Consider the following 4,050-nt stretch of genomic DNA (forward strand, 5'->3'; position numbering starts at 1 on the left):
TCCGCCGCGGCGCGCTCCTGCGCCCCGGCAGCGCCCTCACCTGCCGCGGCGGCGGGCGCCGCCGGGGAGCGCGCCGCGGCGGAGCGCGCCGCCGGGGAGCCGGGGCGCCGGTCCGCCGGCATGTGGTCCGTCGAGGAGCACGTCGACGACATACTGCGGCAGATCCGCCCGCTGGAGCCGCTGGAGCTGCAGCTGCTCGACGCCCAGGGCTGCGTCCTCGTCGAGGACGTCACCGCCGCCGTCGCCCTCCCGCCCTTCGACAACAGCTCCATGGACGGGTACGCGGTACGCGTCGTCGACGTCGAGGGCGCGAGCGACGAGTTCCCCGCCGTCCTGCGCGTCATCGGCGACGTCCCGGCGGGCGGCGGCACCGAGTTGCCGCACGTCGGCGCCGGCGAGGCCGCCCGCATCATGACCGGCGCCCCGCTGCCGCCCGGCACGCAGGCCGTCGTCCCGGTGGAGTGGACCGACGGCGGCACAGGCCGCGGCCGGGTCGACTCCATGCGCCCGCACAGCGAGTCGCCCGCCGGCGCCGGCGGCGAGGTGCGCATCTACGCAGCCGCCGGCACCGGCCGGCACGTACGCACCCGCGGCAGCGACGTCCTCGCCGGCGACCTGGTGCTGCGCGCCGGCACGGTGCTCGGCCCGGCCCAGATCGGGCTGCTCGCCGCCATCGGCCGCGGCACGGTGCGGGTCCGCCCGCGCCCGCGGGTCGTCGTGCTCTCCACCGGCAGCGAACTGGTTCCGCCCGGCGAGCAGCTCACTCCCGGACGTATCCACGACTCCAACAGCTACGCGCTCACCGCCGCCGCCCGCGACGCGGGGGCCATCGCCTACCGCGTGGGCGCCGTCGCCGACGACGCCGAGACCCTCCGCGCCACCGTCGAGGACCAGCTCATCCGCGCGGACGCGCTGGTCACCAGCGGCGGCGTCAGCGTCGGCGCGTACGACGTGGTGAAGGAGGCGCTGGCCGAGCTGGACGGCGCGGCCGGCGGCGGCGTGGAGTTCCGGCGGCTGGCGATGCAGCCGGGCAAGCCGCAGGGGTTCGGCCGCATCGGCGCGGACCGCACCCCGCTGTTCGCCCTCCCCGGGAACCCGGTGAGCGCGTACATCTCCTTCGAGATGTTCGTCCGGCCCGTGATCCGCAGGCTGCTGGGCATGGAGCCGGTGCACCGCCCGGTGGTGCGGGCCCGGCTCACCGCCGACGAGCCGCTGACGTCGCCGGCGGGCCGGCGGCAGTTCCTCCGCGGCTGGTACGAGCCCGGCGGTACGGGCGGGGAGGGGCCGGACGGCGCGGGGCCGGACGGCGCGGAGGTCGCCCCCGTGGGCGGCGCCGGGTCGCACCTCGTGGCGGCGCTGGCGCGGGCGAACGCGCTCGTCGTCGTACCGGAGGAGACCACGGAGGTCGAGCCGGGCTCGCCCGTCGACGTCGTACTCCTCGACTGAGTCCGGGCCGGGAGCCTACGCCGGGAAGGAAACGCGCGGAGCCGAACCGCAGGCCGTGGAGGTACGGTGGCTCCGCGTGAACTCACCTCGGGAGCTTCTGACGCCATGAGCCAGCACAGCCGCCTGACCCACCTCGACGACACCGGCGCCGCCCGTATGGTCGACGTCTCCGCCAAGGACGCCACCGCGCGCACCGCCCGCGCCTCCGGGCGCGTCCTGGTCTCGCCGCGCGTCGTCGAACTCCTGCGCGGCACCGTGCCCGGGGAGGCCCTGCCGAAGGGCGACGCGCTGGCCACGGCCCGGCTCGCCGGCATCATGGGCGCCAAGCGCACCCCCGAGCTGATCCCGCTCTGCCACCCCCTCGCCCTGTCCGGCGTCACCGTCGACGTCGGCGTCGCGGACGACGCGGTGGAGATCGCGGCGACCGTGCGCACCACGGACCGTACGGGGGTGGAGATGGAGGCGCTGACCGCGGTGTCGGTGGCCGCGCTTACCGTGGTCGACATGGTGAAGGCCGTCGACAAGGGCGCCGTCATCACGGACGTGCGCGTCGAGGCGAAGAGCGGCGGCAAGTCCGGCGACTGGAGCCGGTCATGAGGGCCCTGGCGGTCACCGTGTCCAACCGCGCGGCGGCGGGAGTCTACGCGGACACCGGCGGCCCGCTGCTCGTCGCGGGGCTGGCGGAGATGGGCTTCGCCGCCGACGGCCCGCGGGTGGTCCCGGACGGCGAGCCCGTGGAAGCGGTGCTGCGCGAGGCCGTCGCCGCCGGCTACGACGTCGTCCTGACCACCGGCGGCACCGGCGTCTCGCCCACCGACCGCACCCCGGAGATGACCGCCCGGGTGCTCGACCGGCAACTGCCGGGCGTACCGGAGGCGATCCGGGCGTACGGGTACGGGAAGGTGCCCACGGCCGCGCTGTCCCGCGGGCTCGCCGGGGTCGCGGACCGTACCGTCATCGTCAACCTCCCGGGTTCGTCCGGCGGCGTACGCGACGGGCTCGCGGTGCTCGCACGGCTGCTGCCGCACGCGGTCGACCAGGTGCACGGGGGAGACCACGCGCGCGGCGGGGGCGAGCACGGACACTCCGGCGGTGCCCCCTGAGCGCGTCCTGGCCCGCGATGCTGGCGGAGGGACCCGTGACCCTCCGCCCCATCCGCGTGCGCGACCAGCGCGCCTGGCGGGAGATCAACCAGCGCAACCGCGACTGGCTGCGCCCCTGGGAGGCCACTGTCCCGCCCCCGCCCCCCGGCACCCCGCACACCCGCCGCCCCACGTTCCGGCAGATGGTCCGGCATCTGCGCAGCGAGGCGAGCGCGGGCCGGATGCTGCCCTTCGTCATCGAATACGAGGGCACGCTGTGCGGACAGCTGACGGTGGCGGGTATCACGTGGGGCTCGATGCGTTCGGGGCATATCGGTTACTGGATCGACCGGGATTACGCGGGGCGCGGTGTGATGCCGACCTCCGTGGCGCTCGCCGTGGACCACTGTTTCCGGACGGTGGGCCTGCACCGCATCGAGGTGTGTATCCGGCCGGAGAACATGCCGAGCCGCCGTGTGGTGGAAAAGCTGGGATTCCGTGAGGAAGGTGTGCGTCCCCGCTACCTGCACATCGACGGGGCGTGGCGGGACCATCTGGTGTACGTGCTGACCACCGAGGAAGTGCCGGAGGGGCTGATCACCAGGTGGCGCGGGCTGCGCCACTCGGAGAAATAAAACAAATATTCGATAATGTGGACCGTAAAAAGTCAGAAGAAAAGGTCGAGATATCAGCCAGATGGTGCGACACACCGAGCCAATTGGCCCATGCGCTGACGCCGCGGCCTCTACCGTGTAAGGCGTGAGCAGCAGCGGCCTCATCTACGCAATGATCGTCGGGGCCTGGGCCGCCTACTTGGTGCCGATGTGGCTCCGTAGGCAGGACGAGCTGAACGAAGCCCGTCCGACGGAACGCTTCAGCACCGCCATCCGGCTGCTGACCGGGCGGGGCGGAGCGGACCGCAACCAGGACCGGGACGGCTCCGGAGACAACGCCGGAGGCGACGACGACAGCCCGGACGCCGCACCCGCCGCAGGCGGTGTGGTGGACGTCCGGGCCGCTGCCGTGCCCGTGACCGACCCGCGGGCGAGGGCGGACGGGGAGCCGGAGGGGCGCGCGGAGCCGGAGGCGGGCAGGCGCACGGATGCGCAGGCGGGCGGAGGTGCGAGCGCGCACGCCCCCGAAGATTCCGCCCCCGCCGAGCACCCCGAAGCCCCAGCACCCACCCCCACCGCATCCACCGCTTCCGCATCCGCAGCCTCCTCCGCCCCCTCCGCCTCCTCCGCCCCCGTCCGGAACCAGTCGCCGCAGGCGGCCGCGGAGCGCCGGGCACGGGCCCGGGTGCTGGCACGCCGCCGGCGGACGCTCACGCTGCTCTTCGTGGCGCTGACGGCGGGCGCCGTCGCGGCCTCGGTGGGCGGGCCGAGCTTGCTGTGGGCCGTCGTGGTCCCGGTGCTGCTGCTCACGGTGTACGTCGTCCGCGTACGCACCCAGGAGCGCCGCCGTCGCACGTTCACCGCCGACCAGGCCGGCGGCGAGGCGGCGGCCCGCCGGCTGGGCGGGA

4 protein-coding genes and 1 pseudogene are annotated in these 4,050 nt (G+C 75.0%); all 5 read left to right on the forward strand.

The features are described 5' to 3' along the window. Positions 1–1,446, forward strand: a 1,446-nt coding sequence (gene glp, locus ABD317_RS34270; RefSeq protein ID WP_425582516.1) for a molybdotransferase-like divisome protein Glp, incomplete at its 5' end; no start/stop codon positions are given. A 105-nt stretch (positions 1,447–1,551) separates the two neighbouring features. After that, the gene (gene moaC, locus ABD317_RS34275; RefSeq protein WP_344295323.1) at positions 1,552–2,043 is read left to right on the forward strand and encodes a cyclic pyranopterin monophosphate synthase MoaC; all 492 of its coding nucleotides are present in this window, start codon (positions 1,552–1,554) and stop codon (positions 2,041–2,043) included. Then, positions 2,040–2,549: a MogA/MoaB family molybdenum cofactor biosynthesis protein gene (locus tag ABD317_RS34280; RefSeq protein WP_344295326.1), complete on the forward strand. Its 510-nt coding sequence runs from the start codon at positions 2,040–2,042 to the stop codon at positions 2,547–2,549. The genes moaC and ABD317_RS34280 overlap by 4 nt, the downstream gene beginning before the upstream one ends. 17 nt (positions 2,550–2,566) lie before the next feature. Next, positions 2,567–3,163: a GNAT family N-acetyltransferase gene (locus tag ABD317_RS34285; RefSeq protein ID WP_344295329.1), complete on the forward strand. Its 597-nt coding sequence runs from the start codon at positions 2,567–2,569 to the stop codon at positions 3,161–3,163. Between the two features lie 124 nt (positions 3,164–3,287). Next, positions 3,288–4,050: pseudogene (locus tag ABD317_RS34290) on the forward strand (gephyrin-like molybdotransferase receptor GlpR); the annotation flags it as partial.

This window comes from Streptomyces synnematoformans (assembly GCF_039531005.1).
GTDB classification, from domain to species: domain Bacteria; phylum Actinomycetota; class Actinomycetes; order Streptomycetales; family Streptomycetaceae; genus Streptomyces; species Streptomyces synnematoformans.

What these genes read in the sequence shown, in the direction of transcription:
- ABD317_RS34285 (WP_344295329.1), top strand. Translation starts at nt 2,567, where the DNA reads ATGCTGGCGGAGGGACCCGTGACCCTCCGCCCCATCCGCGTGCGCGAC.
- ABD317_RS34280 (WP_344295326.1), top strand. Translation starts at nt 2,040, where the DNA reads ATGAGGGCCCTGGCGGTCACCGTGTCCAACCGCGCGGCGGCGGGAGTC.
- moaC (WP_344295323.1), top strand. Translation starts at nt 1,552, where the DNA reads ATGAGCCAGCACAGCCGCCTGACCCACCTCGACGACACCGGCGCCGCC.